This is a genomic window from Komagataeibacter diospyri, from assembly GCF_043995075.1.
GTDB classification, from domain to species: domain Bacteria; phylum Pseudomonadota; class Alphaproteobacteria; order Acetobacterales; family Acetobacteraceae; genus Komagataeibacter; species Komagataeibacter diospyri.
In genome coordinates this window covers 1,198,533-1,223,705 of the sequence record NZ_CP171836.1, presented here as the reverse complement: position 1 = coordinate 1,223,705, position 25,173 = coordinate 1,198,533, and the positions used below count along the sequence as shown (strand labels likewise).

Below are 25,173 nucleotides of genomic sequence, written 5' to 3'. Positions count from 1 at the left end.
CATTCTTGGCTATAGCAGTACCAGCATGCTTACCGACCTGCCCAACCTCCTGACCCTGTCCCGTATTGTAGTGGTCCCCATTGTTGTCGGGCTGGTCGTCCTCCATACGGCGCAGACCGACTGCGCGGCATGTATCCTGTTCATACTGGCGGGCATCACCGATTACCTTGATGGCAAGCTGGCACGGGCGTGGAACCAGAATTCCGATCTTGGCCGCATGCTTGACCCCATTGCCGACAAGCTGCTGGTGGGTGCGTCACTGATGGTCATGGCGGGGCTTGGGCGGTTGCCGTATGGCTGCCTGTATCCGGCCATCATCATCCTTTCGCGTGAAATCCTGGTCAGCGGACTGCGGGAATACCTTGCGGCGACCCGTGTCGGCCTGCCGGTGACACGGCTGGCGAAATGGAAAACCGGGTTCCAGATGACCGCCATCGGCTTCCTGCTGGCAGGTGACAGCACGGCGGTCCTGCTGCATATCGGCTGGCTGCCGGTTGATGCGATGGGGGCGATCATGATGTGGACCGCTGCCGTCCTGACCCTGATTACGGGGTGGGACTATCTGTCCACCGGGCTGCGGCATGTCAGCCGCGGCACGGCGGGGGCTACGAAATTATCTTCCTGACCTACATGAAAAATTAACGTGCGCCGTGGTTGCTCTCTCCTGTGCGGGTCGTCTGGCCCGCCTTGTGCCGGACAGGTCAGGAGGAGAAAGCGGTGCGTAATGCAATGGTCATGTCATTGCTGGTGGGGCTGACCGGATGTGGTGGTTTTGGCCACATCCTGTCCGACAATACCGAACTGCCCGGCAGCCTGCCCAACACCCCACGCTCCGAGGTCGAAAACATGCGCCGCGTGGCGGGGCAGGCGCCACAGGTGCTGCCCATACTGCCGCAGGAACGCAATGTCTGGCCGGTTGTGAAATCAGGCCAGTCGGTGCTGGCCGCGATCGGGGCGGACCGCACCACCGCTGGCGCGCGTTCGCAACTGGTGGAACGCGAGGTGGATCTGCCTGCCGGCGGCGAGATGCAGATCGGCAACGATGCAGGGCCCGATGGCGACACGGCGGCGCGCGCGCGCGTTTCCGCATTGTCTTCCGGGCCATCGGCAACGCATAAGGGCGTATCGGATTCGGCCATTGTCGTTCCGAACGGCGATGGCACCAATACCGTGGTCGCGTCCGACGGCACGGTTCAGGAACAGCAGGCACCATGACCGGCACGGGCCGCATGGGAAGCCGTGGCACAGGGAGATGAAACCGGAATGCTGCGCATTCTCTATTTCGCATGGTTGCGGGACCGCCTCGGCACCCCCGGTGAAACACTGCCCCTGCAGGTAGGCGCGCATTCCGTGCAGGACCTGATCGACCAGCTGCGCGCGCGTGGCGGGGCGTATGGGGAAATATTCGCGAAGCCCGAACTGATCCGTGTCGCGGTGAACCAGAGTTTCGCCACGATTGACGCCCCTATTGCCGCCAATGACGAAATTGCCTTTTTCCCGCCGGTCACGGGGGGCTGACACCATCATGCCCTGCGTTACGGTCCGTGTTCAGGCGGAAACATTCGATGCCACCCACGAAACCGCCCTGCTGCTGCGCGGGCAGGACGAAGTGGGGGGGATTGGCGCGTTTACCGGCATTGTCCGCGGGGGCGACGGACTGGTGGCGCTGGAACTGGAACACTATCCCGGCATGACCGAATCCATGATGCGGCAGATTGCCGATTCGGCCTGTGCGCGATTCGGCCTGACCGGCTGTACCGTCATCCACCGTGTGGGCAGGCTGGAAGTGGGCATGCCCATCGTGCTGGTGCTGTGTGCGGCAGCCCACCGCAAGGCGGCGCTGGCGGGGACGGAGTTCATGATGGACTGGCTCAAGACCGGCGCACCCTTCTGGAAACGCGAGGAATTCGCAAACGGACGCAGTGAATGGGTCCAGCCGCGCGCGCAGGATGACGCCGCGACGGCACGGTGGGGGGGCCTGGATCAATGAAGGGGGAGGGGAGAAAATTTAAAAAATATTCTCTCCATTCCGTACTTGACCCAAGCTTGCCCGCTGATTCGGAAGATCAGTCCACAATTTGTCCCCACACATTATATGGTGCATTCCGGTACCGTTTGCTCCATATATAGGGGGCAAAATCAAAAAACCTCACCAAGCCGCACAGGATCGAAAGGTTCTGCGCGTCAGCGTGAGCCGATTACGGAGAATGTAAATGGTCCTGGATGACGTATCCGGAGGCATGCCTGATCGTTCGGCTGGTGAGGACGGGACCATCCGGGGAAAGGACAGTACGACGATGTCTGATATGTCTGACATGCTGGACAGCGTGGTTCAGCTGCCTGGCCACCATCCCGTGCGCGTGGACCATTCGCGTGATGCGCTGCTGACGGCATTCGGCAAGGCGACGCTGAACAACCGCTACCTGCTGCCCGATGAAAGCTATCAGGATCTGTTTGGCCGGGTTGCGTCCTATTACGGGGCGAATCCCGCGCATGCGCAGCGGCTGTATGACTATATCTCGCGTCACTGGTTCATGCCGGCGACGCCGGTGCTGTCCAATGGCGGCACCACGCGTGGCCTGCCGATTTCGTGTTTCCTGAACGAAGCCAATGACAGCCTGCGTGGCATCGTGGACCTGTGGAACGAGAACGTATGGCTGGCGTCCAAGGGCGGCGGCATCGGGTCGTACTGGGGCAACCTGCGTTCGATCGGTGAAAATGTCGGCCGCAACGGCAAGACATCGGGTGTCATTCCCTTCATCCGCGTGATGGACAGTCTGACGCTGGCGATCAGCCAGGGGTCGCTGCGGCGCGGGTCGGCTGCGGTGTATCTGCCGGTCTGGCATCCCGAAATCGAGGAATTCATCGAACTGCGCCGCCCCACCGGCGGCGATCCCAACCGCAAGGCGCTGAACCTGCATCATGGCGTGCTCGTGTCTGACGCCTTCATGCGTGCTGTGGCGGATGATGATGAATGGGCGCTGCTGTCGCCCAAGGACAATTCGGTCATCCGCAAGATTTCGGCCCGCTCGCTGTGGATACGCATCCTGACCGCGCGGATGGAGCAGGGCGAGCCGTACATCATCTTCTCCGACCATGTGAACAATGCGCGGCCCGAACACCACAAGCTGGCGGGGCTGGAAGTCAAGACATCCAACCTGTGCGCGGAAATCACCCTGCCTACCGGCATGGACCAGCACGGACGCGAACGTACGGCGGTATGCTGCCTGTCCTCGCTCAACCTTGAGACGTGGGATGAGTGGAAAGACAACCCGCAGTTCATCGAGGACGTGATGCTGTTCCTTGATAACGTGCTGCAGGATTTCATCGACCGTGCGCCCGATGACATGGAACGCGCGCGTTACGCCGCCATGCGCGAGCGTTCGGTCGGCCTGGGGGTCATGGGCTTCCATTCCTTCCTGCAGGCCCGCAACGTGCCATTTGAAAGCGTGGTGGCCAAAAGCTGGAACCGCCGCATATTCAAGCATATCCGCACGCAGGCGGATGCCGCGTCGCGCAAGCTGGCGGAAGAACGCGGACCGTGCCCCGACGCCGCCGATTATGGCGTGATGGAGCGTTTTTCCAACAAGATGGCGATTGCGCCGACTGCGTCGATTTCCATCATCGCGGGCAACGCCAGCCCGGGGATCGAGCCGATCGCTGCCAACGTATTCCTGCAGAAGACGCTGTCGGGGTCGTTTACGGTGCGTAACCGCCACCTTGACCGCCTGCTGACGGAAAAGGGGCAGAACACGAATGAAGTCTGGTCCTCCATTACCCTGAACAAGGGCAGCGTGCAGCACCTCGACTTCCTGACCCAGCAGGAAAAGGACGTGTTCAAGACCGCGTTCGAACTGGACCAGCGCTGGGTGATCGAACATGCGGCCGACCGTGCGCCCTTCATCTGTCAGGCGCAGTCAATCAACATCTTCCTGCCTGCCAACGTGCACAAGCGTGACCTGCACCAGATCCATTACATGGCGTGGAAGCGGGGGGTGAAATCATTGTATTACTGCCGTTCGCTGTCCATCCAGCGCGCTGATGCCGTAAGTGACGGGCAGGAAAAGCGCGACATGACGAAAAAAGAAGGCGACACCCCTGTGACGCCGACCACCACGACCACGGATTATGAGGAATGCCTTGCCTGTCAGTGAAGGTGGGGTATTTTCATGTATTGTTTCGATTTTATTTATGGAATTTCCTGTATGGGAATGGAAATAAAATTTTAAAAAGGACTACATCCTAAGTGTAGGGTAGTTTTTTTGTGCTGTTATTTTGAGTGGACGCTGACTTGTTCTGCTGTTTATTGTTCAGGGTGTCGGGTTTGTGCCCGACGATCCCGATTCATGTAACAGGACAGGCATGGCCATGACCGATCAAGCCCCCGGCGCAGGTGCCCCGACGCAGCACGAACCCAGCCTGCTGACCGCCAATCCCGTTTACAAGCCATTCCGTTACCCATGGGCCTATGATGCATGGCTGACGCAGCAGCGTGTCCACTGGTTGCCTGAAGAGGTGCCATTGGCTGATGATGTGAAGGACTGGCACCGCACGCTGACGGAAAGCGAACGGCATCTGGTCACCCAGATCTTCCGTTTCTTCACACAGTCGGATGTGGAGGTGAACAACTGTTACATGAAGCACTACAGCCAGGTGTTCAAACCGACTGAAGTGCTGATGATGCTCTCGGCATTTTCGAATATCGAGACGATCCATATTGCCGCCTACAGTCATCTGCTCGATACCATCGGCATGCCTGAGACCGAGTATTCCGCTTTCCTTAAATATAAGGAAATGAAGGATAAATATGACTACATGCAGCAGTTTTCGGTCAACGATAACTACCAGATCGCCCGGACGCTGGCGGCGTTCGGCGCATTTACCGAAGGGCTGCAGCTGTTCGCGTCGTTTGCCATCCTGCTGAATTTCCCCCGGCATAACAAGCTGAAGGGCATGGGGCAGATCGTGTCATGGTCAGTGCGTGACGAATCGCTGCACTGTGATTCGATGGCGCGGCTGTTCCGGGTGTTCGTCCATGAAAATCCGGAAATCTGGACTGATACCCTGCGTGATGACATTCGCCAGATCTGCCGTGATATTGTCGAACACGAGGACGCATTCATCGACCTTGCGTTCGAGATGGGCGCGGTCGAGGGGCTGGATGCGGGGCAGGTGAAGCAGTACATACGCTTCGTTGCCAACCGCCGTCTGGGTCAGCTTGGGCTGGACGGGATTTATGATATCGCCATCAACCCGCTACCATGGGTGGATGAAATGGTGAACGCGGTCGAACACACCAATTTCTTTGAAAATCGCGCTACGGAATATAGTCGCGCCTCGACCACGGGGTCGTGGGATGAAGCGTTTGCCTGAAGATAATGTTTCAGTGCATCATACTGATAAATAAAGACAAAAGTTTTTGGGTGCCGCCTTTTTTCAAAAAGGTGGCGTTCTTTTGAATCGTTTTGAAAAAAGCTTCACCAAAAATTTTTACAATCTGCAGGCTGCTTCAGGAGCAGGCTTCCAAGCCATCTTCGGGGACTGGTGATGCTTTTTTGCACAAAGCCGCCGGTCATGCCGTCTTTTTCAAAACAGGTGGTGTCTGGATTTTTTTGGCGCTTTCCTGTCAACAGGCTGTTTTGGAAAGGGTCTGATTTATGCGTGGGGCATCAGGGGCGCGCCGTCTTCCAGCACCGCACGGGCGGCGGGGGTGAATTCGCCACTGGTTTCATGCAGCGTCAGTCCGGGCAGCATTTCGCTGCCAGCGCGGGAATTCGCGCGGCCCTGCACCAGCACGATCCGCGCGGCATGCCCCTGACGGGGCCAGAACGGAAAGATCCGGATACGGCCAAGCCGCGTGTCCTCCATCGCGGCAATGCTGGCGGATAGCAGGCTGGCGGGCAGGGCAAGCGTCAGGGTGCCATGGTGGCGCAACTGGGCCGCCAGTGTGCGCACCCACGCCACCAGCGTGCCTGCGGGCAGGCGGCGGGCAAGATCGCGCTGCATGTGGGCGGACGCGGACGAATCATGTCCATGCCATGGCGGATTGGCGAAAGCGTGGTCAATGCGGCGCACCCCCGGCCCCGACAGCAGCGGGTCATCGGGCAGGGCGGGGATGCTGGCCACGTGCACGCGCAGGCCATGGCGTCCGTTCAGTGCAAGGTTGTGGTGGGCCAGCGTTGCGGTGGCAGGGTCCTGTTCCAGCCCGACTCCCGTAAGGCGGGGCACCCGATTCGTCAGGCACAGCAGTCCTGCGCCCGCGCCGCATCCGCCTTCCAGCACGACCTCTCCGGCGCGTGCGGGCACAAAAGCAGCCATCAGAACCGGTTCCAATCCGGTCCTGTTTCCGGTCGGAAACTGGCGATAGACCACCTTTCCACCCAGCAAAGTGCCCGTCGTGACCGGGGCATCGCCCATGGGGGAAAGGGATTGCGTATCATCAGCCCCATGCCGTGTGTGTGCGTGGTCTGGCTTGACCGTTATTCCAGCGCCGCCCATATACTCATATCTATGTTCATACATTCGGAACCGGGAGAGTAACCTTTTGGCCCTAGCAGTTAGTCTGCCGGAATCCGACGAAACGGCAAGTCAGAAAGACGAAGGGGCTCGCCGCCCGATGGCAGATGGATCAGAAGTCGCCCTGCGTGACCTGGCGGAATATCTTGCAGATGACATGGCCGCGTGTAACCGCGCCATTGTCGAGCGGATGGACAGCCCGGTCGCGCTCATTCCCCAGCTTGCGGCCCATCTGGTTGCCGCAGGCGGCAAGCGGCTGCGCCCGCTGCTGACGCTGGCGTCCGCCCGGCTGTGCGGTTACCAGCCCGATGCCACGCACCAGCGGCATGTGGCGCTGGCGGCCTGTGTGGAATTCATTCACACCGCAACCCTGCTGCATGATGACGTGGTGGACGAAAGTTCCCTGCGTCGTGGCATGGCCAGCGCGAATGCGGTGTTCGGCAACAAGGCATCGGTGCTGGTGGGCGACTTCCTGTTCGCCCGGTCTTTCCAGCTCATGACGGATGATGGCTCACTCAAGGTCATGAATATCCTCTCATCCGCTTCCGCCACGATCGCGGAAGGGGAAGTGCTGCAGATGTCCACCCAGAACGATCTTTCCACACGGATTGACCAGTATCTGGAAGTCATTCATGGCAAAACTGCGGCACTGTTCGCCGCCGCCTGTCGTGTGGGCGCGGTCGTGGCCGACCGGGAAGGGGCGGAAGAACATGCCCTCGAATCCTACGGCACCAATCTGGGCATGGCGTTCCAGCTGGTGGATGACGCACTGGATTACGCCGCGGATCAGGCCCGTCTGGGCAAGACGGTGGGCGATGACTTCCGCGAAGGCAAGATTACCCTGCCGGTGCTGGCGGCCTATGCCGCCGGGTCAGAAAAAGATCGTGCCTTCTGGCATCGTGTGATCGAGGAAAGCGAGCAGACGCCCGAAGACCTTGACCATGCACTCAGGCTGATTGAACAGACCGGGGCCATCCGCACCACGCTGGACCGGGCGACGGAATATGCCACGACCGCGCGTGAAGCCCTGTCCATTTTCCCCCCTGGCCGCCTGCGCCAGTTATTGCAGGATACGGCCAGCTATACGGTCAACCGCCTGCGTTAAGCGGGCGGTCCAGGGCAATCTGACGATGAAAGTTTATGGGTACCGCCTTTTTTCAGGAGGGCGGTATTCTTTTGATGCTTTTTGAAAAATCTTTCCCCAAGGACTTTTTGCAGGGATCGGAATTCCGCACTGGGCCACGCCTGCTCAGGAATGGGTCGTCACGTCTTTGCTGAACAGACAGGGTGCATCTATCGCGTAACCCAGCCTGCGCAGACCGGGCAGCAGGGCGGCAAGATCAGGCGGCATGGCGGTAAAGCAGACCCGTTCGGCCCGGGGCCGTCGGGGATCGGCGGTCGTATCGCACCCGGTCAGAATGCGTGCGGCCTGTCTGGCGACGGCAGGGGCCGGGTCCAGCCAGGTGACATGCGCGGGTCCGGTTTCGCGCATTGCGTCCAGCAGGAAGGTGTAGTGCGTGCAGCCAATCCCGACTACGTCAATCCGATCCCCGCCCATCTGGTCAAACAGGCCATCAAGCTCGGTTTTCAGTTGCTGTCGGTCGGGGGGGCTGCCCCGGAACGCGGCTTCCGCCATGTCGGCCAGTCCCCGCGCGCCATAGGCCAGCAGGGTGCAGTCAGGGGCGAAACGTGTGCTGAGATCACGCAGATAGGGACGACGTACCGTGGCGCGGGTAGCCAGCAGGCCGATCGTGCCGGTGCGGGTATGGTCCGCCGCCCATTTTATGGGGGGTACGCAGCCCACGAACGGCACGTCATACGCTGCACGCAGGCTGTCCAGCGCCAGCGTGCTGGCGGTATTGCACGCAACCACCACCACATCGGGCCGAAGGCGGTCAATGGCCTGACCCAGCAGGGTAACGATTCGCCGGCGCAGGGTTGCGTCGGGCTGTTCGCCATAGGGAAAGATGGCAGTATCGGCCAGGTAATCGACCGCTACTCCCGGCAGGAGGTCGCGGATACGGGCTACGATCCCCAACCCCCCGATGCCGGAATCAAAAGCAAGGATACGCGCCATCGACCCGTCCGGGATCAGGCCCCGGCGTCGCGCTTGGCCTTCAGCGCCAGCGCTTCTTCCGCACTGCCCACGCCGCCATGCTTGGCTGACCATGCGCAGGGGTCTTCAAGGAAGCGACGGACTTCGGCGGCATCCTTTTCAGAGAAATAGGGCTTGCCCGCGCAGGCTTCCAGCACATCCCACCACGTACACAGCGCATGCAGGCTGATATCCATGTCGGCCAGCGTGCGGTAGGCGCCGGGGAACACGCCGTAGAAGAACACGACAAAGGTATGGTCCACGATGGCGCCTGCCTTGCGCAGCGCGTTGGCAAACTGCACCTTGGACGACCCATCGGTGGTCAGGTCTTCCACCAGCAGGGTACGCATGCCCTCGGGCACATCGCCTTCGATCTGGGCATTGCGGCCAAAGCCCTTGGGCTTTTTGCGTACATAGGCCATCGGCGCCATCATGCGGTCGGCAATCCATGCGGCGAAGGGAATGCCCGCTGTCTCGCCCCCCACCACGGCGTCAATGCTTTCGTAACCTACATGGCGGCCGATCTTTTCCACTGCCAGCTCCATGATCTTCTGGCGTGCGCGCGGGAAGAAGATGATGCGGCGGCAGTCGATATAGACCGGGGATTTCCAGCCGGATGTCAGGGTATAAGGTTCGTCGGGGCGGAAATTGACAGCCTTGATTTCCAGCAGCAGGCGCGCCGTCATAAGTGCTGCGTCGCGGTCCCATGCCGTGGAGCCTGTTGAAAGTCCAGCCCCGTTCCCCGTGGCGTCGTGCATACCCTATCTCCGGCCAAATGATATGTGGTGTCTTCAATGACAGCACAGACGATTAACCGCAACAGATGTGAAAATCCATCTGTCTGCGTGGGCTGCGGGCATAATTGCCAAAAAAAGGCTACATCGGAAACATAACGTGACCTGATCAGCGGAGTGTGAGGCCATGCGTACCTTGCCCCATGGGGGTATTCGATCTAATATCCCAATACTGATAATCATTCTCACCAATGGGTCATCGCATCGTGTCTGTTGAAAACAGCCGCATCTCTCGCAAGTGCGAGCGTGCCGTAATCACCGCCTATCAGGAACTGCGTGGCGTAGGGACCAGCGATGTGTCGGCTTTCCATGCCTGCACTACCCTGTACCGTATCCACCATCCGGAATCCTCGCTGAACGAGGCACGGCGTCTGGTGTCGGAATGGATCGACCACCACGTGATCCAGAAACGCCCCGGTCCCACGAATGGCTGTGAGTGTGACTGACCCATCCGGGATAAGGGATCATTCCATCATGCAAAAAGGGGCGGGCCATGCAGTGGCCCGCCCTTTTTGCATGATGCACGCAATGCGACAGCGCGGCAGGTAAAACCGCCACGATCCGTTTCCCTGTTCCCACGCCGGGCGGATGGTGCATCCGTCCGGCGTGGGATTCAGTCAGCCCCGCTTGGCAAACGGCACGAAGTCGCGTTCCGGTGACCCGGTGTAAAGCTGGCGGGGACGGCCGATACGCTGGCCCGGTTCCTCGATCATTTCCTTCCACTGGCTGATCCAGCCGGTGGTGCGGGCGACCGCGAACAGCACGGTGAACATGCTGGTAGGGATGCCCATGGCCTTGAGGATGATGCCGGAATAGAAATCGACATTCGGGTACAGGCTGCGCTTGACGAAATATTCGTCGTGGATGGCGATCTTTTCCAGTTCGATCGCAAGGTCCAGCAGCGGGTCGTCCTTGATCCCCAGTTCGCCCAGCACTTCATGGCAGGTGGCCTGCATGATCTTCGCACGCGGGTCAAAGTTTTTGTACACCCGATGGCCAAAGCCCATCAGGCGCACGCCGCTGTTCTTGTCCTTCACCTTGGCGATGAATTCGGGAATGTTGTCCTTGTGCCCGATTTCAGCCAGCATTTTCAGTACGGCTTCGTTGGCGCCACCATGGGCAGGCCCCCACAGGGCGGCGATACCGGCAGAAATGCACGCAAACGGGTTGGCCCCGGTGGACCCTGCCAGACGCACGGTAGACGTGGACGCATTCTGTTCATGGTCCGCGTGCAGGATCAGGATACGGTCCATGGCGCGCGCCAGGACGGGATTGATCTTGTACGGCTCGCTGGGCACGGCGAACATCATGGACAGGAAGTTTTCCGCATATGACAGGTCATTGCGCGGATAGATGAAGGTCTCGCCCTGCGTATATTTGTACGCCCATGCCGCAATGGTCGGGATCTTGGCAATAATGCGCATGGCCGACTGGTAACGCGTCGTCGCATTCGAGACATCCAGCCCTTCATGATAGAAGGAGGACAGCGCCCCCACCGTGCCACACAGGATGGCCATGGGGTGGGCGTCACGACGGAAACCGTTGAAGAAATTGCGGATCTGTTCGTGCAGCAGGGTGTGATGCTTGATGGAGTTTACAAACCCGTCATACTCCGCCTTGTCCGGCAGTTCCCCGTTCAGCAGCAGGTAGGCCACTTCCATGAAGGTCGCCTGTTCGGCCAGCTGCGCGATGGGATAGCCCCGATGCAGCAGGATACCCTTTTCACCATCGATGAACGTGATCTTGCTGGAGCATGAAGCGGTTTCGCCATAACCGGGATCATAGGTGAATACCCCGGCCTGCGCCGGCAGCTTGCGGATGTCGATGACATCCGGCCCCAGCGTGCCTGACAGTACCGGCAGGGCAACATCCTTGCCGTTCAGCGAGATTGTGGCGCTTTTTCCGGACTCGCTCATCTACAACACTCCTCTTGGGTGCCGACCCGGCGCACATTGGGGCAGGGCGGCACATGTCTCCAACCTCCGGGCATCCTGTCGTTCGTGCGACAGTTGGTAAGTGTGCCCAAATTTATATACCCGTGCGCCGCATGGGCGGCGGTCAGCGGGCCTCGGGTCTGACGATAGGAACGAAAGCCCCATCGTGGCAATCCGTCCCCCCCGCCTGCGGTAATGACATTATTGGCAAGACAGGTCGGTCAGGCGGATATCCCCGTCAGCCGCCTGATTCCATGCCTGCGTGGCGGTAAAGCAGGCCATCGAGGCCGGTGGGAAGCCCTGATGCAGCGCATTTTCCAGTTCTGGCGGGCAATGACGCGCAGCCCAGTGCGCAACCAGCGCCTGCAGGCCGGGATTGTGAGCTAATATCATGATATTATTGACGTTATCCGGCACTTCATACAGCAGGTCACGGATGGTTTCCGGCATCGCGTCATACAGGGCGTTCACATATCGGATATCGGGTTGCCGATCGCCATAAAATGATCCGATCGCAGCCAGCGTCTGGCGTGTACGCACTGCCGGGCTGACCATCACCAGCTCCGGCGCGAAGTGACGTGCCCGCAGCAGCGCGCCACAGCTGGCGGCGGTCTGGCGGCCATAAGCGGTCAGTGGACGCCCAAGGTCCGCCTGCATCCCCATCGCCCCGAACGGGGCGGGGGCGGCCTGCGCATGGCGCATCAGCACCATCTGCCGGACAGGGGCGTGACTGGCTGCCGGTGTGTCGGGCATCGGGGATTACTGCCCTTCGCTGGCGGCAATGGCCTCATGGTGGCGGATGACCTCGCGGATGATAAAGGCGAGGAATTTTTCGGCAAAATCCGGATCAAGCTGCGCTGCCGTGGCCAGCTGGCGCAGACGTGCGACCTGACGGGCCTCACGCGCGGGGTCGGCGGGGGGCATGTGGTTGGTCGCCTTCAGCTTTCCCACCGCCTGCGTATGGCGGAAACGTTCGGCCAGCATATAGATCAGGGCCGCATCGATGTTGTCGATGCTGCGGCGCAGTTCTTCCAGCTTCGCCTGCGCGGCGTCCTGTGTGGCCTGGGTGGTGTTCATGTGGGAAGGCTCTCCTGAAGTATGAATGCGTATGGTCTGCTAAAGGATGGGCGGCAGGTCGATCCATGCCAGGTGGCCACCCTTGCCCGCGCCGGTATCGGTAAAGATGGCCCGTCCCCCCATCCGGCCGTGCCTGACCCATGGTCGCCCGTCGGTCGAGCGGCGGTCATGCCCGCAATAGACCGTGTAGCCCGCGGGGATGTGATCAACCCAGTTCAGCCGCCGTTCAGGGTAGCCGTCCTTCTGCATCCGGCCCGTCGTCTCGCCAAACAGCGCGCGTGACAGCAGGGGGGTCACGGTGCCCAGCCCCGGCGGCGGCAGTTCGCCCAGCATGCGGACATGGAAGCCGCCATGCACGAATATCGACTGCCCCAGCACGATCCACGCGGGTGCGTGCGACAGGTCCGCCAGCGCACGCTGGGACACGTCGCTGTTTTCCTCAGCCATGAACTGGGTCAGGGTTTCCATCAGGGGCGGATCGCGCCGCATCTTGCGGCCCTGCAGCGCGCGGGCCAGCTTACGGTCGTGGTTGCCCAGTATGAACAGCCCGCGCCGTTCATCGATCAGCCGCTGCATCAGGCGGAAGGCCCCGGCGCTGTCGGGACCGTAATCCACCAGGTCACCCAGCTGTATGACAAACCGGTCCGTCGCCGCGGCATGGCGGAAGGCATGCAGGTCGCCATGCACGTCGCCCACGACGCGCAGCGGCCGCCCGGCCAGCAGGTCCGCCAGCGGGTGCGCCGGCATCGTGACCGGGGGTAGCGGGTAATCCCTCGCCGGGGCGGGCGGGGACGTGCCTTCCCGTGCCATGACAGGCCTGTGAGAGGGAAATCGACGTCTCAAGCGAAAATCCTCTCCTGTCTCTCTTATGACGGTGCCGTGTGCCGGGATCCCCTGATTGGGTCTTGTTGCCTATTATTCACAAGATTGGCCGCCTTTGCACTAGGGGTATGGCCAAGAATGTATCTTTAATGACACAAAACGGTTGCATGCGGGTAACGACATTCCAGCTGCCTGATGGAGTATATTGCCAAAAATACATACCAAAAATACACCCTGCGCATATCCCGCCCGGTGATGGAGCAAACGTGAAACCTGTCACCGGAGTCCGGGCGCGGTGTCACACTCTTTTGTTGTGACGCCGACTGCCGGAGGGAGAACAGATGATGGCGTCATGCTGAAGTGAAACGCGGTGTCGGCGCATGGGGTGCAAAGGGAATACCCACACCCATGCAATGGCCAGGCAGATCGGACAGGCGCCAGCACGATGGGGACAACACAGGCCCCGCCAGACCGTGGCTGAGGCATACGACACATCCGGCGCAGGCCGGACATAACGATAAGAGTTTGAGGGAAAGTTCATGATCGACCACACCCGAATCCGGAATGCGGCGCTCCGGGCCAAGATCACCACCGCCGAGCAGGCGGCCTCCCTTGTCCGCCCGGGCAGCACGGTTGGTACCAGCGGCTTTACCGGCGCGGGTTACCCCAAGGCCGTGCCGCAGGCGCTTGCTGCCCTGATGGAGCGCGAGCACGCCAAGGGTAACGAATACCGCATCCGGCTGCTGACCGGGGCCTCTACCGGTCCGGAGCTTGATGGTGCGCTGGCCAAGGTTAACGGCATCTCCTTCCGCATGCCCTACAATTCCGATCCCGGCCTGCGCGCGCGCATCAACAAGGGCGAGACGGAATACCTCGACATGCATCTCAGCCACGTGGCCCCCATGGCATGGGCGGGCTTCTTTGGTGAGATCGATACCGCCATCATCGAGGCCACGGCCATCCGCGAAGACGGCAGCATTGTCCCGTCGTCTTCCGTCGGTAACTCCAAGACATGGCTCGACACCGCCAGACAGGTGATCATCGAGGTCAATAGCTGGCAGGACGCGGCACTCGAGGGGATGCATGACATCTGGTATGGCGCAGCGCTTCCCCCGCACCGCCAGCCCATTCCGCTGCTGCGCCCCGATGACCGGATCGGTGGCACGTCGCTGAAGGTCGACCCCGACAAGATCGTGGCGATTGTCGAAACCAATGCGCCCGACCGTAATGCCCCGTTCTCCCCGCCGGACGAGACCGCGCGCGGCATCGCGGGCCATCTTATGGAATTCTTCCGCCACGAAGTGAAAATGGGCCGCCTGCCGCCCTCGCTCCTGCCGCTGCAGTCCGGTGTGGGCAACGTGGCCAATGCGGTGATGGGCGGACTGGAAGAAGGGCCGTTCAATGACCTGACCGCCTATACGGAAGTCATTCAGGACGGCATGCTGGGCATGCTGGAAACGGGCAAGATGCGGGTTGCGTCGGCCACGGCGTTCTCTCTCAGCCCCGAAGCCGCGGAATCGCTCAATTCCCGCATGCGGGAATTCCAGAAGAAGATTATCCTGCGCCCGCAGGACATCAGCAACCATCCCGGCCTGATCCGCCGCCTTGGCTGTATCGCCATGAACGGCCTGATCGAATCGGATATCTACGGCAACGTGAACTCGACCCAGATCATGGGATCGAAAATCCAGAACGGCATCGGTGGTTCGGGTGACTTTGCCCGCAACGCCTACATTTCCGTGTTCATGACGCCGTCCACTGCCAAGGGGGGCAAGATTTCCGCCATCGTGCCCATGGCGTCGCATGTTGACCACATCACGCAGGATTCGCAGGTTCTGGTGACCGAGCAGGGCCTGGCCGACCTGCGTGGCCTGTCGCCCAAGCAGCGTGCGGAAGTCATCATCGCCAACTGTGCGCATCCCGACTACCGCCCGATGCTGCAGGATTATTTCAAACGCGCCCGTGCGGGTTCGTTCGGTCAGCAGTCACCGCATCTGCTGAACGAAGCCCTGTCGTGGCATCAGCGCTTCATCGAGACCGGCAGCATGATGCCGTAATCACTGACCTCGTTTCCGCATGGAAACGCAGTGCCTGCGGGGATGGTGGCGGATGGTGACCGCCCTTTTCCCACACGGGCATGCCATGACTGTAAAACAGGCCTGTGAGGGCATGGTTCCCACAGGCCTGTTCTATTTCGCACCGGATGCCTGTTTAAAAATCAGAAGTTTTTGTCGAAGCTTTTTTCAAAAAGCTTCGACAAAACGCCGCCTTTTTGAAAAAAGGCGGCACCCAAAAACTTTTATTTTTTAATAACAGTGTTTTATGGGGTGGGCGTGTCCACCATCTCGGTCGCGCGTTCCAGGTCGACCGACAGCACGCGACTGACTCCGCGTTCCTGCATTGTCACGCCATACAGCCGGTCCATATGCGCCATGGTCAACTGGTGATGGGTCACGACAAGGAAGCGCGTGCCCGCTTCGGCCACCATGTCGCCCAGCAGGGCGCAGAAACGGCCCACATTGGCGTCATCCAGCGGGGCATCAACCTCATCCAGCACGCAGATGGGGGCAGGATTGCACCGGAAGACCGCGAAAATCAGCGACAGCGCCGTCAGCGCCTGTTCTCCGCCCGACAGCAGTGACAGCGTCGCCAGCTTCTTGCCCGGCGGCTGGGCATAGATTTCCAGCCCCGCCTGCAGCGGGTCATCATTGCCCACCATGCCCAGATGCGCGCGTCCGCCATTGAACATGCGCGCGAACAGGGATTGAAAATGCTGGTCGATCTGGGAAAACACGGCCATCAGCCGCTCGCGTCCCTCGCGGTTCAGCTGGCCGATCATGCCGCGCAGGCGGGCGATGGCGGATTGCAGTTCGTCGCGTTCGTGCAGGATGGTGTCGATCTTGCCCGATGCGTCCTGTGCCTCGATTTCGGCACGCAGATTGACGGGACCAAGTTCGTCGCGCTGGCGGGTCAGACGGGCGACCTTGCGGCGCAGGCCGGTTTCGGCACTCACGCTCAGGTCTGCCGGAACCACACCCGCTGGTGGCTGCGATTCCGTCTGCAACTGCGCCAGCAGCACCTGCGCCTGTTCCCGCCTGCCTTCGGCGCGGACCAGTTCCTCACGTGCGGCGGTCAGGACCTCTTCCGCCGTGCGGCGACCGTCCTGCAGTTCACTCTGACGGGTCTGGGCCTGCTGCAATGCCGTGACCGCCACGTCGTGGCTGGCCGCATACTGTTCCAGTTCGGTCGTGATCGCGTCACGTCGCGCACGCACTGCCACAGGCTGCGGGGCAAGGCGTTCGTGTTCGGCCCGTGCGTTGTTCAGCCGGGCCTGGGCTGCTTCAGCCTCCAGCGTGGCGGCTTCGACGCGGGCGGTCCATTGCGCCAGTTCCTGTGCCGATGTGTCGAAACGCTGGCGCAGGCTGGCATCTTCCGCCTGCAGGCGTGCGACCGTATCGCGGCGCTCATGCTCCTGCGTGCGCAGGACCTCATCCTGCGCGCGCAGTTCGCCCAGCGCATGTTCCAGCCCGGCAATGTCCGGCAGCGCCGCCAGCCGTGCCCGTGCCGCTTCCACTGCTTCATCCGCCTGTTCCACCGCAAGGGACAGGTCCGCCATCCGTGCGCGGCGGGCATCCAGCCGCGCGCCGGTTTCACGCATTTTCTGTTCCAGTGCCGCGCGGGTCGTGCGGGCGTGTTCCAGTTGCGCGGTCGTGGTCTCCACCGCATCACGTGCCTGCTTCAGGACCTGTTCTGCGTCACTGGCGGTGGTTGTGGCCTGCCGTGCGGCCGCTTCGGCAATGTCGGGGGCGGGCAGGGCGGCCAGATGTTCGCGTCGCGTGACCAGTTCAGCCGCCAGCGCGTCGCGGTCGGTTTCCAGTCGCGCCAGTTCGGGCTGCATGGCCTGCAGGCGCGTTTCGGCCTCGCTATGACTGGACATGGTGGCCTGCATGGCCTGACGGGCCTGTTCCACCTTCGCCTCGGCCTGCTGGCGGGTGGTGCGTAACCCGCTTTCATGGGCCTGCGCCTGTGCCGCCTGCGTGCTGGCAGCTTTCTGAGCCTGTTCCAGTTGGGCCAGATCGGGCAGGCTGTCTGCCTGCGTCTGCGCGCGGGCACAGGTGGCTTCGGTTTCCTTCAGGGCGGCGGTAGCCGTGTCCTGCTGCATGGCCAGCGTGTCGATCTGGGCGGCGATGGTGGCGTGCCGCCGTGACAGGTCGGCTTCCTGCGTGCGGCAGGTTCCCAGCGTATTTTCGGCACTGGTGCGCGATGCGCGCGCGGCCACCAGTTCGCGTGCCGTCTGTTCGCGGAGCTGTCCAGCGGCGGTGGCGGCCTGTTCCAGCGCCGGGATTTCGGTGCGGGCGTGTTCCAGTTCCGTGCGCAGTTCCCGCAGGCGTCCAAGCTGCTTCAGCCGCAGGGCCGCGCGTCCCGGCAGGTTGGGGGCCTGTGCATAGCCATCCCACCGCCACAGCGCGCCATCGCGCGTGACAAGACATTGCCCCGGCGCAAGGGCTGCCTGCAATGCCGTCCCATCCATGCCATCGGGCAGCAGCCCCGCAGCCCCCAGCGCGCGTGACAGGGCAGGGGGCGCATCCAGCAGGGCGGACAGCGGCTGGATGTCGGCAGCAGGGAAAGGGGCTGGCGTGGTGGCGGGCAGGTCGTGCCATTCCCGCGCGGCCTTGCCCTTCAGCGTGGCGTTCAGCCCGTCCGACAGGACAACGGCCAGTGCGGTTTCCAGCCCGGTCGGTACATGCAGGCTTTCCGCCAGCGTTACCCCTGATTCCGGGGCGTGTTCGGTATCGCTGTCGCTCTGCAATGCGCGGGCAAGGCCGTCGGCTTCCGCTTCCAGTCCCGACAGGGTGGCGCGGGCCTGTGACAGATGGCCTGCGCTGGTTTCTTCCGCACGGGTGGCGGCGACAGCGGCGTTTTCGGTTGCCGCCATGTGCTGGTGTGCAGCTTCCAGCGCGGATTCGGCGGCCGCACGTTTGCTGACAAGGGCCTGCAGGTCCGCATCCGGCACTGCCTGCGCGCGCAGGCGGTCCATGCTTGCGGCCAGCGTATCCACCTCGCCCTGTGCACGCTGCCGTGCCGCCCGTGCCGCCCGCAGGGCTTCTTCTGTGGTGTGGCGGGTGGAACGGGCGTCCTTCAGGCGGGCATTGGCCTGTATTTCGGCCTGCGTTGCCTGTGCGCGGGATTCTTCCGCACTGCCCAGTTCCGCGCGGATGGCGCCCAGTGCGACTTCCGCCTCGGCAACCGCCTGTGTGAGGCGGAGGCGTTCAGTTTCGGGCACAAGGCTGGCGTGGGCCTTTTCCACATGCGTACGCACGCTTGCGATATTGCGTTCCAGTGCATCCAGCCTGTCACGCACCGCATTGGCGTCATGCGTCGCCTGTTCATGCACGCGGCGGCTTTCGGTGGCGGCATTGCGGGCAAGGCCAGCCTGCAGCACGGCTTCCGAATGGGTGTGGGTTGCGGCTTCGCGCGTGGTCAGTGCATCGGCGGCAGACTGTTCGGATTCGGTGATCCGCGCATCATGTTCGGCAATCGCGGCCTCGGTCGGCATGGCGGCTTCAAGGTCCGCGATCTCGGTGGCCAGTTCCTTATGCTGGCTCACAAGGCGTTCATGCGTGGCGATGGCTGTGTCCAGCACCTCACGCGCCTGCGTGGTCTGGAGCTGGGCTTCGCGCAGGGTGGTAGTGGCCTGTTCCACGCGCCCGGCCATGTCCGTCATGGCCTGTGCCAGTGCTGTGCGTTCGGCCTGTGCTGTTTCACGCAGTCCGGGCAGGGCGGACAGGCGCTCTTCCACGTGCGCGCGTTCGGCTACAAGCCGGTCGCGCATGACGATGGCGTCATCGCGTCGGGCGAGGGCCGCCGTATGCACGGTTTCGCATTCGGTCAGCCGCGTGCGGGCGGCATCCAGTGCGGCTTCGGCGCGGGCCAGTTCATCGGCAATGGTTTCAGCGCGTACCTTGAAACGTTCCAGTTCGGTGCGGCGTGTATCCAGTTCCTCCCGCAATGCGGGCAGGGTCCGGGTGACTTCGTAATCCGCGATCACAGCGCTTTCGGCCACGTCTTCCGCAGCTTTCAGGTCGCGTTTTGCCGCGTGAAGGGCGGTTTCGCTATCGGCCACGGCCTTGTGCGCGCGGGCATGCAGCAGTGCGAGCAGGGCGATTTCCGATTCCCGCAGCCCCTGCGACAGTTCGCGGTACTGACCCGCCTGCTCGGACTGTTCCTGCAGGTCGCCCAGCCGCGCCTCAAGCTGGATGCGCAGGTCTTCGGCGCGGGCAAGGTTGGCTTCGGTCGCGCGCAGCTTCAGCTCGGCTTCGTGCCTGCGGCCATGCAGGCCGGTGATGCCGGCGGCTTCTTCCAGGATGGTGCGGCGTTCCTCGGGCCGTGCGTTGACCAGCGCGGACACGCGGCCCTGGCTGACCATGGCGGATGACCGCGCGCCCGACGCCAGGTCGGCAAACAGCGTCTGTACGTCGCGGCCGCGCGTTGTGCGGCCATTGATGCGGTAGCCACTGCCCGCACCCCGGTCCGCGCGCCTGCAGACCTGCAGTTCGTCCTGCCCCTGAAAGGGGGCGGGGGCCACTTCGGCAGCACCTTCCAGCGTCAGGGTGACTTCCGCCATGTTGCGCGCGGCACGCGCGGTGGTCCCGGCGAAGATCAGGTCGTCCATTTCTCCGCCGCGCAGCGAACGGGCATTGGTTTCCCCCATGACCCAGCGCAGGGCCTCGACCACATTGGACTTGCCACAGCCATTCGGCCCGACAATGCCCGTAAGCCCCGGCAGGATGTCGACGGAAACCGGATCGGCGAAGCTTTTGAACCCTGCGATGCGCAGCCGGACGAAACGGGCGGTCATGACGGACAGGCTCCGGTCACTGTGCCGCCGCTTCGACCTTCTTGGCGAACTCCTCGTAATTCAGTTCCTGTGCCACCTGTTCCCTGTCGTTGAAGCGGAAGGTGGGGGTGCCATCGATCTTGTACTGCGCCTGTGCGCGGTCTTCCTCGTCCATGATGGCGTGGCGCAGCCTGTCGTCATGGATGGTCTGCTGGAACGTGTCGGCCGACATGCCGGCCAGGGCAGCCATCTTCTGGATCTGTTCCTCGGGGTTCACGTCCTTGCCAAAAGCCCAGCGGTCCTGGCTGGACAGCAGGGCCAGCACGAAGGGTTCATAGCGTTCGGGCGGAAGGGCGCGGGCGACCATGGATGCGGTCAGCGCCACCTGATCCAGCGGGAAATCACGGAAAATGTAGTATACGCGCCCCGTATCGACCAGCTTGGTGCGGATTTCGGGAAAGACCTCGGCGGCGAAGCGCGCGCAGTGCGTGCAGGTCAGGGAAAACCATTCCTCCACATGCACCTTGGCCTGCGGGTTGCCCACCGCACGGATGGACAGGCGCGGGTCGGCGTCCTGCGCCATGGCCCTGCCGGACAGCAGGCCGCCGCCGGTAATCAGCGCGGGGGCAAGGGCAAGCAGGGTGCGGCGTTTGATGGGCATCACGGGTTACTCTCCGGTATGGGACTGGGTGGGGGATAAAACCCCGGCGCGGCGAGTGTAAAGAGGCGACGCGCGTGCGTAAATCCATTCCACGCGGTATGGCACGCCCGCACGGCGCGGGCGTGCCGTCATGATTAGGTGGTGGGCGGTGCTTCACGCGGGGGCAGGCGCACGCGTACGTGGCGGATATGGCGGGCATCCGCATCAAGGATGCGGAAAACCATGCCGCTTTCGTGGGTTACGACTTCACCCCGGGTCGGCACGTGACCGGCCAGGCGGAAGACCAGGCCGCCCACCGTCTCGATCTCGGCCTCGCGTTCCTCCCGCGTCAGGATCGGACCGACCTTTTCCTCGAATGCCGCGACCGGTGTGCGGGCGTCTACTTCCAGCGTGCCGTCCGGCCTTTCGCGTATCATGTTGGCCGCGGGTTCGTCGTGTTCGTCCGATATGTCGCCCACGATTGTCTCGATCAGGTCCTCAATGGTGACCAGACCGTCAATGCCGCCATATTCGTCGATCACCAGGGCAAGGTGGACATGTCGGACGCGCATCTGCAGCAGCAGGTCCAGCACCGGAAGCTGTGGCGCAACCATAAGCGGCTGGCGCAGCAGGGGTTCCATGCGGAAGGCTTCGGACGTGCCGACATAGGCGATCAGGTCCTTCACATGGATCATGCCCACGATGTCATCCAGCTGGTCACGATAGACCGGCATGCGGGAATGGTTTTCCCGTCGCATCATGGCCAGTGCCTCATCCAGGCTGATATCAACGGGCATGGCCACGATATCGGCGCGCGGGATCATTACGTCATCCGCCGTGATCCCGCGCAGGCGCAGCACGTTGGCCAGCAGGGCACGTTCCTGCCGGTCCAGTTCGGATGACCGGGGATCGGCTTCGTCCCCCGCCGCGTCGTCGGCTTCCTTGACCAGCGCGGCAATGGAATGGCGCAGCCCCTGTTCACCGCGTTTGCGGCTGAACAGCGACAGGAATCCCTTGCCGCGCGACCCGGACGGAGGTTCCGCGCCCGCGTCATTGCCATTACGGCTCATGACCGCATCCCCCGCGTGGTGGCCGTGCGGCCCGGTTTCCATGGATTGGCAACACCAAGCCCGGACAGGGTGCGGGCTTCGAGCATCTCCATCTCCCGCGCTTCACCGGGGTGGTGATGGTCATACCCGGCCAGGTGCAGGACACCATGTATGACAAGATGGGCAAGGTGGGCAGCCATCGTGCGGCCTGCGGCATGGGCTTCGCGTGCCACCGTCTCGAACGCGATGATGATGTCACCGCCCCATATGCCACCACCCGCATGGGCCGGGGCATATTCGAATGTCAGGACATTGGTGGGTTTGTTGCGACCGCGATGACGCCAGTTCATCCGTGCCACCGTGCGGTCATCGGCCAGTACGACCGTTACCGGCCCGTGGCATCCTGTGGCCTGCAGCGCCACGTCCACGGCGCGCGCCACCAGCCGGGCCGGGCAGGGGACGGCGCGATTCCAGCGCCGGTCCGCCACGGTTATGTCAGGACCGTCCAATCCGGCCGGGAGGACGGGCGTGCTGGCCCGTCGCGCTGCATCTGCGACCCCGCCGGAATGGGCGGGGCCTGTGCTACTTCGAGGTTTCATCGTTCTCCTGCTGCGACCGGGCGCGGTGGGGGCGGTGCTGTGCCCCGGCGCGCTGGTCGTATGCCTCCACTATACGCGCCACCAGCGGGTGGCGCACCACGTCACGCGATTCAAATCGCATCATGCCGATCCCGGGCAGGCCGTCGAGTGTTTCGACCGCCTCCCTCAGGCCGGATGTCACGCCACGCGGCAGGTCAACCTGGCTCAGGTCGCCGGTAATGACCATGCGCGTGCCTTCCCCCATGCGGGTCAGGAACATCTTCATCTGGGCGGGGGTCGTGTTCTGCGCCTCGTCCAGAATCACAAAACAGTGCGCCAGCGTTCGCCCGCGCATGAATGCAAGCGGCGCCACCTCAATCTCCCCCGTGCCCATGCGCCGGATGACCTGATCGCCCGGCATCATGTCATGCAGGGCATCATAGAGTGGACGCAGGTAGGGATCGATCTTTTCCTTCAGGTCGCCGGGCAGGAAGCCCAGCCTTTCGCCCGCTTCGACCGCAGGCCGCGACAGGACAATCCGGTCCACCTGTCCCGCCTGCAGCATGGCTACCGCCTGCGCCACCGCAAGATAGGTCTTGCCCGTGCCGGCGGGGCCAAGGCCAAACACCATTTCCTGCCGCGCCAGCATGTCCATGTACTGCCCCTGGCCCACGGAACGCGGCGCGATGGGGCCACGCCGGGTCATGATGGTGGGCAGATCCGCAAGTGACGGACGGGCAGGAACAACGGGGGTGCTGGCATTGGTCATGGCGGGCATATCCGTTGGTGCGGCGGATGGGGCGGACAGGGCATGGGCCGCGATGCGGATGGCGGTGTCCACGGTGGCGGTATCGACAACCTGCCCCGCGCGGGCACGGCGGTAGAGTTCGGTCAGCGTGCCCTGCGCAAGGCCGACCCGTGCGGCGGCACCCGTAATGGCGATGCGATTGCCACGGCAGGCCAGCCGGACATCAAATCCACGTTCAAGATGCAGGAGATGACGGTCGTGATCCCCCACAAGCTGCGCCAGAAGCGCGTTATCCTCAAACTGCAGGGTCACGGTGCGGTCATTTGCCGCAGCCGCGCCGTGGGGGGGAGGACGCCGCCCGCCGCCGCGACGGGGGACGTGGAGCGTGGATTGTGTCTGTTCTCTCAAGCCCTGTCTGTCTCCTCTGTCAGGACACCGCCGAGCGAGTTGGTGTAACGGTGGCGGATATCCACGTTTGCGATACGTCCGATCAGGCTGTCCGGCCCATCCACGTTCACGGCCTGCAGCCACGGGCTTTTCCCCGAAAGCTGTCCCGGCTTGCGCCCGCGTCCGGTAAACAGGACGGGTGCGGTCAGGCCGATGGTCGCGTCATTGAATGCATCCTGCTGTACGCGCAGCATGGCCTGAAGTTCCTGCAGGCGGGCATCCTTCACATCCTCGGGCACGTGCATGGCCGCACCGGCCGCAGGCGTGCCGGGACGCGAGGAGTATTTGAAGGAATAGGCCTGCGCGAAGCCGATATCGTTGATCAGGCGCATCGTGTCGGCAAAGTCGGCATCCGTCTCGCCGGGGTGACCGACGATAAAGTCGGATGACAGCGCAAGGTCGGGCCGTGCGTCGCGCAGGCGGCCAGCCAGTGCGCGGTATTCATCCGCCGTGTGTCCCCGGTTCATGGCGGCCAGCACCCGGTCGGAGCCGGACTGCACCGGCAGGTGCAGGAACGGCATGAGCTGCGGCAGGTCGCGATGGGCGGCAATCAGGTCGTCTTCCATGTCGCGCGGGTGCGACGTGGTGTAGCGGATGCGTTCGACCCCCACATCATCGGCCAGCACGCGGGCAAGGCGCGCCAGCCCCCATGTGCGCCCATCAGGGCCATCGCCATGGTAGGCGTTGACGTTCTGGCCCAGCAGGGTGATCTCGCGCACGCCTGCGGCGACCAGCCGCCGGGCTTCCGCGATCACGGCCTGTGCGGGGCGGCTGCTTTCGGCCCCGCGCGTATATGGTACGACGCAGAAGGAACAGAATTTGTCACACCCTTCCTGAATGGTCAGGAAGGCAGCCCCCCCGGCCGGGGCTTCGCGGTCGGCGGGCAGGAAGTCGAATTTCTGCTCGACGGGGAAATCCGTCTCGATCACCGCGCCCGCCGCACGGGCCGCGCGGGCAACCATTTCGGGCAGGCGGTGATAGGTCTGCGGTCCCAGTACGATATCGACATACGGCGCGCGGGCCAGTATTTCGCCGCCTTCCGCCTGCGCCACACATCCCGCCACGGCCAGCACCGTGCCTTCGCCCCGTTCGGCGCGGGCTTCCTTGACCTTGCGCAGGCGACCCAGTTCGGAAAAAACCTTTTCGGCCGCGCGGTCACGGATATGACAGGTGTTGAGAATGATCATGTCCGCATCATCCGGTGCCCCCACGGCGCGATAGCCCAGCGGGCGCAGCACGTCCGACATCCGTTCGCTGTCATACACGTTCATCTGGCAGCCCCATGTTATGACATGAAGCCCCCTTGTCGTGGACGATGTGCTGGTTCGCGGCTGGGCCACACCGGAAGGGGGAGACAGGCTGTTCACAGGTCAGGTATCCTCGGGCATCATCGCGGGCGGGTGCCCGCATAACGGGCGCAACACATCGGTGTACAGTTGCGTGCGGTCAAGTGCCTTGCCGTCGATAATAAGCCAAGGAACAAATGGTCTGCCCATCAACGCTCCCGGTTTGCATCATGGCAGGGTGCCGGATGCGGCAACCCCTTCCTGCCCATGTCGATCATGCCCGCTGGAATCGGGGGTATGTCAAGAAAGGATTGGGGGGGTGGAGACAGTTTGCAACATGACCCGCGTC

At 62.7% G+C, this 25,173-nt stretch carries 24 protein-coding genes; 10 read left to right on the top strand and 14 right to left on the bottom strand.

All coding sequences use genetic code 11. The annotated features are described in order from the left end of the window. The first annotated feature begins 25 nt into the window (after positions 1-25). From pgsA to ACE2AA_RS05605, 6 genes are all read left to right on the top strand, one after another. On the top strand, positions 26-625 hold the full coding sequence (gene pgsA, locus ACE2AA_RS05630) for a CDP-diacylglycerol--glycerol-3-phosphate 3-phosphatidyltransferase (RefSeq protein ID WP_141260268.1): 600 nt from the start codon (positions 26-28) through the stop codon (positions 623-625). Between the two features lie 92 nt (positions 626-717). Next, a complete protein-coding gene (locus ACE2AA_RS05625) occupies positions 718-1,215 on the top strand; it encodes a hypothetical protein (protein ID WP_395371615.1) in 498 nt (165 codons plus the stop codon). A gap of 48 nt (positions 1,216-1,263) precedes the next feature. Then, positions 1,264-1,518 carry a molybdopterin converting factor subunit 1 gene (moaD, locus tag ACE2AA_RS05620; RefSeq protein ID WP_141260344.1) on the top strand — a complete coding sequence of 85 codons (255 nt, stop codon included), beginning with the start codon at positions 1,264-1,266 and terminating at the stop codon, positions 1,516-1,518. A gap of 7 nt (positions 1,519-1,525) precedes the next feature. Beyond that, the gene (locus ACE2AA_RS05615) at positions 1,526-1,990 is read left to right on the top strand and encodes a molybdenum cofactor biosynthesis protein MoaE (protein ID WP_141300157.1); all 465 of its coding nucleotides are present in this window, start codon (positions 1,526-1,528) and stop codon (positions 1,988-1,990) included. Between the two features lie 316 nt (positions 1,991-2,306). Beyond that, positions 2,307-4,154: a ribonucleoside-diphosphate reductase subunit alpha gene (locus tag ACE2AA_RS05610; protein ID WP_370685911.1), complete on the top strand. Its 1,848-nt coding sequence runs from the start codon at positions 2,307-2,309 to the stop codon at positions 4,152-4,154. Positions 4,155-4,362: 208 nt separating this feature from the next. Then, positions 4,363-5,373 carry a ribonucleotide-diphosphate reductase subunit beta gene (locus ACE2AA_RS05605; protein WP_395371613.1) on the top strand — a complete coding sequence of 337 codons (1,011 nt, stop codon included), beginning with the start codon at positions 4,363-4,365 and terminating at the stop codon, positions 5,371-5,373. 282 nt (positions 5,374-5,655) lie between these two features. On the opposite strand, the gene ACE2AA_RS05600 is transcribed toward ACE2AA_RS05605, so the two are convergent. After that, positions 5,656-6,417: a tRNA1(Val) (adenine(37)-N6)-methyltransferase gene (locus ACE2AA_RS05600; protein ID WP_395371611.1), complete on the bottom strand. Its 762-nt coding sequence runs from the start codon at positions 6,415-6,417 to the stop codon at positions 5,656-5,658. A 199-nt stretch (positions 6,418-6,616) separates the two neighbouring features. Between ACE2AA_RS05600 and ACE2AA_RS05595 the strand changes: the two genes are divergently transcribed. Beyond that, positions 6,617-7,621, top strand: a complete 1,005-nt coding sequence (locus ACE2AA_RS05595) for a polyprenyl synthetase family protein (protein ID WP_141300153.1) — start codon at positions 6,617-6,619, stop codon at positions 7,619-7,621. Between the two features lie 144 nt (positions 7,622-7,765). On the opposite strand, the gene ACE2AA_RS05590 is transcribed toward ACE2AA_RS05595, so the two are convergent. After that, positions 7,766-8,593, bottom strand: coding sequence for a glutamate racemase (locus ACE2AA_RS05590; protein WP_141260259.1), 828 nt, complete (start codon positions 8,591-8,593; stop codon positions 7,766-7,768). 14 nt (positions 8,594-8,607) lie between these two features. Continuing rightward, complete coding sequence (locus ACE2AA_RS05585; protein ID WP_141260257.1) at positions 8,608-9,369, bottom strand: orotate phosphoribosyltransferase; 762 nt, start codon at positions 9,367-9,369, stop codon at positions 8,608-8,610. A 227-nt stretch (positions 9,370-9,596) separates the two neighbouring features. On the opposite strand from ACE2AA_RS05585, the gene ACE2AA_RS05580 reads away from it, so the two are divergent. Next, on the top strand, positions 9,597-9,851 hold the full coding sequence (locus ACE2AA_RS05580) for a hypothetical protein (protein ID WP_010508037.1): 255 nt from the start codon (positions 9,597-9,599) through the stop codon (positions 9,849-9,851). Between the two features lie 171 nt (positions 9,852-10,022). On the opposite strand, the gene gltA is transcribed toward ACE2AA_RS05580, so the two are convergent. The 4 genes from gltA to ACE2AA_RS05560 all read right to left on the bottom strand — a co-directional run bounded on the left by gltA (position 10,023) and on the right by ACE2AA_RS05560 (position 13,163). Then, positions 10,023-11,321, bottom strand: a complete 1,299-nt coding sequence (gltA, locus tag ACE2AA_RS05575; RefSeq protein ID WP_141260255.1) for a citrate synthase — start codon at positions 11,319-11,321, stop codon at positions 10,023-10,025. Between the two features lie 219 nt (positions 11,322-11,540). Then, positions 11,541-12,092, bottom strand: coding sequence for a histidine phosphatase family protein (locus ACE2AA_RS05570; protein ID WP_141260254.1), 552 nt, complete (start codon positions 12,090-12,092; stop codon positions 11,541-11,543). Between the two features lie 6 nt (positions 12,093-12,098). Beyond that, positions 12,099-12,416 (bottom strand): chorismate mutase, encoded by a 318-nt coding sequence (locus tag ACE2AA_RS05565; protein ID WP_141260252.1) that lies wholly within the window; start codon positions 12,414-12,416, stop codon positions 12,099-12,101. A 39-nt stretch (positions 12,417-12,455) separates the two neighbouring features. After that, positions 12,456-13,163 carry a metallophosphoesterase gene (locus ACE2AA_RS05560; protein WP_193557643.1) on the bottom strand — a complete coding sequence of 236 codons (708 nt, stop codon included), beginning with the start codon at positions 13,161-13,163 and terminating at the stop codon, positions 12,456-12,458. 614 nt (positions 13,164-13,777) lie between these two features. On the opposite strand from ACE2AA_RS05560, the gene ACE2AA_RS05555 reads away from it, so the two are divergent. Beyond that, positions 13,778-15,295, top strand: a complete 1,518-nt coding sequence (locus ACE2AA_RS05555) for an acetyl-CoA hydrolase/transferase family protein (protein ID WP_141260249.1) — start codon at positions 13,778-13,780, stop codon at positions 15,293-15,295. 52 nt (positions 15,296-15,347) lie between these two features. Continuing rightward, positions 15,348-15,548 carry a hypothetical protein gene (locus tag ACE2AA_RS05550; RefSeq protein WP_395371607.1) on the top strand — a complete coding sequence of 67 codons (201 nt, stop codon included), beginning with the start codon at positions 15,348-15,350 and terminating at the stop codon, positions 15,546-15,548. A gap of 10 nt (positions 15,549-15,558) precedes the next feature. Here ACE2AA_RS05550 and ACE2AA_RS05545 read toward each other — a convergent pair whose 3' ends face one another. The 7 genes from ACE2AA_RS05545 to ACE2AA_RS05515 all read right to left on the bottom strand — a co-directional run bounded on the left by ACE2AA_RS05545 (position 15,559) and on the right by ACE2AA_RS05515 (position 25,034). Continuing rightward, positions 15,559-20,097 (bottom strand): AAA family ATPase, encoded by a 4,539-nt coding sequence (locus ACE2AA_RS05545; protein WP_395371606.1) that lies wholly within the window; start codon positions 20,095-20,097, stop codon positions 15,559-15,561. Positions 20,098-20,113: 16 nt separating this feature from the next. After that, positions 20,114-20,737 (bottom strand): thioredoxin domain-containing protein, encoded by a 624-nt coding sequence (locus ACE2AA_RS05540; RefSeq protein ID WP_141300721.1) that lies wholly within the window; start codon positions 20,735-20,737, stop codon positions 20,114-20,116. 134 nt (positions 20,738-20,871) lie between these two features. Beyond that, positions 20,872-21,786 (bottom strand): hemolysin family protein, encoded by a 915-nt coding sequence (locus tag ACE2AA_RS05535; protein ID WP_141260245.1) that lies wholly within the window; start codon positions 21,784-21,786, stop codon positions 20,872-20,874. Continuing rightward, positions 21,783-22,364: an rRNA maturation RNase YbeY gene (ybeY, locus tag ACE2AA_RS05530; protein WP_227000814.1), complete on the bottom strand. Its 582-nt coding sequence runs from the start codon at positions 22,362-22,364 to the stop codon at positions 21,783-21,785. The genes ACE2AA_RS05535 and ybeY overlap by 4 nt, the downstream gene beginning before the upstream one ends. After that, positions 22,348-23,403: a PhoH family protein gene (locus tag ACE2AA_RS05525; RefSeq protein ID WP_141260340.1), complete on the bottom strand. Its 1,056-nt coding sequence runs from the start codon at positions 23,401-23,403 to the stop codon at positions 22,348-22,350. Before ACE2AA_RS05525 ends, ybeY begins: the two co-directional genes overlap by 17 nt. 92 nt (positions 23,404-23,495) lie before the next feature. Further along, positions 23,496-24,905, bottom strand: a complete 1,410-nt coding sequence (gene miaB, locus ACE2AA_RS05520) for a tRNA (N6-isopentenyl adenosine(37)-C2)-methylthiotransferase MiaB (RefSeq protein ID WP_395371604.1) — start codon at positions 24,903-24,905, stop codon at positions 23,496-23,498. A 3-nt stretch (positions 24,906-24,908) separates the two neighbouring features. Then, positions 24,909-25,034, bottom strand: a complete 126-nt coding sequence (locus ACE2AA_RS05515) for a hypothetical protein (protein ID WP_264371838.1) — start codon at positions 25,032-25,034, stop codon at positions 24,909-24,911. Positions 25,035-25,173: the final 139 nt, after the last annotated feature.